Genomic DNA, 1,887 nt, shown 5'->3' with positions numbered 1-1,887 from the left:
CGCAGTGCGAAGAAGTTCGTCAGGAAGCTCATCGCGTCGTCGAGCTTCTCGTTGAACGGGCTCGCATCCTCACCCATCGCCCGCTGGACGTGGTCGGGTGTCTGACGGATCTCCAAAGGATTCAGACCGAGCGTCCCACCGACGGTGATGCGTTTCGCACCGAGCGCTTCGGCGACCCCCGCCCAGTTGTTGAGCGGTTCGAGGATGATGCCGATTCGGTCCTTACTCTGCTCGATAGAGCGGATGAAGTTCTGCTTCGAACTGAACGACTTCCCAGACCCAGTATCGCCGACGGTGAACATCGCATACCCGTTGTCACGGGCGAACGGGTCGATGACGACCGGGCTCTGGTTGTCCTTGTGAATCCCGAACTCGACGCCGCCCTCCTCGAGAATCGTCGCGTTGTGCGGCGAGGACAGCAACGCGCCGACGGCACCCCCAAGGGCGATCGACTCGCGACCGAATTCGTTGTCGCCAATGGGTGCGGCGGACTGGAGGGCAAGGTCTTGCCGACAAATAGCGGTCTTCGGCGTGAGGTTCGCTGGGTCGTCGCGGAGGGCGCTCTTGACCTTCTGGACTGAGTCCCTGAGGTCCTCCTTGTCGTCGGCGCGAACCGTGACGAACATCCCCTGGTCGAAGACGTTCGCTCCGCTCTCGACGGCCTTGTAGGTCGCAGCGGCCTCGTTTGCTCGCTCTTGGAGGTACGCACTGCGGACACTCTGTTCAAGATCGGCGTCGACCTGGAGGTCGTCAGCGATGTCCTGTAGTTCGTTCCGCGCTCGCTGCTGGTTCTTCGGGGTGATGTGCGCTGTGAGGTCGAACTCGACGTCGGTCAACTCGAAGAGATCGCTCAGATACCCGTCGTTCGGGTAATCGGCGTAGTCCGCGATGTACAGCGTCGTCGTCCACTGCTCGCCGACGCGTGCGGATCGTGTCTCCCACTCGATGGCTGCTGGCGCAGTCACCGTTTTGTGGGACTCAGAGATGTCGTCGAGGAGCTGGCCTTCCGCGTGACCCTCTTCGAGCGTCTCCTCGTCGAGGACGTCCGAGAAATCGACTTCGGGTTCGTCGTCGGCGGTGTGCCAGTCCCAGAGGAGTTTCCCGACGACGCCGAGGACTACAACCAACAGAAGGTAAATCGCCGCACCCTCGGGTGACGTTGGGTTCCGTAGCCACTCTGTGAGTTGGGTGAAGGTCCCGCCACCCGCCTGCAGGACAACGTTACGCATTGGTCTCATCCTCCCGGCGCGAGTGGCCGATGATCGGTTGCTCGCGAACAACACGCTCTGCCTCGTCGTAGTCGTGCTCGCGACCGTTCCAGAAGTCCATATTCAGAACGAACAGTTCGACCGTACTGAGCCGGCGAGCAGACCACCCGGACGCCTGCTGGATGAACTCGGCGCGAACGTCGTTGACGCGGCTGTCCAGCTTCTCGAACATCTGGGCGCGGCGCTCGACATCTGTGAGGTCCTCACGACGAGTCACGAATGGGTTGAACAGGAACCCAATGACGGGGAACTGCGTCAGTTTCTCGGCGGGTGTCCCTTCGTCTCGGTATCTATCGTAGACTTCGAGCGGCGTGACCTCGACGCCGATGTAGTAGCGCACCTGTTGGATGCCCCGGTCACGCATCTCTTTGGGACGCGTCTCGCGGTACTCCTCGAGGAGTTCCCGGAAGATCGGGTTCTGTTTGACGTCCTCGTCGTTGAGCCGCTCCTCGATTGTCTCGGTGATTTGCTCTACCGGAAATGATCGGGTTGTGGCGTGGAGTTTGAGCTTCGAATCAAGTTCCTTGTTGGCGAACTCTTCGCCCGCCTCCTGGAGCTGAGCCCAGTCGTCGGACATCGCGAAGTCCATGTTCCCCGGGTCAATCTCGATGAACGCTTC

1 protein-coding gene and 1 pseudogene are annotated in these 1,887 nt (G+C 61.0%); both read right to left on the bottom strand.

Annotated elements, in window-relative coordinates; all coding sequences use genetic code 11:
• Positions 1 to 1,229, bottom strand: a 1,229-nt coding sequence (locus AN233_RS05315; RefSeq protein ID WP_449271522.1) for a VirB4 family type IV secretion/conjugal transfer ATPase, incomplete at its 3' end; no start/stop codon positions are given.
• Positions 1,222 to 1,887, bottom strand: a pseudogene (locus AN233_RS05310) (hypothetical protein); the annotation flags it as partial. The pseudogene AN233_RS05310 and the gene AN233_RS05315, both read right to left, overlap by 8 nt.

The organism is Haloparvum sedimenti, assembly GCF_001462205.1.
GTDB classification, from domain to species: Archaea; Halobacteriota; Halobacteria; order Halobacteriales; family Haloferacaceae; genus Haloparvum; species Haloparvum sedimenti.
The sequence above is the reverse complement of the archived record's forward strand: the minus strand, read 5'-3'. Positions and strand labels throughout refer to the sequence as shown.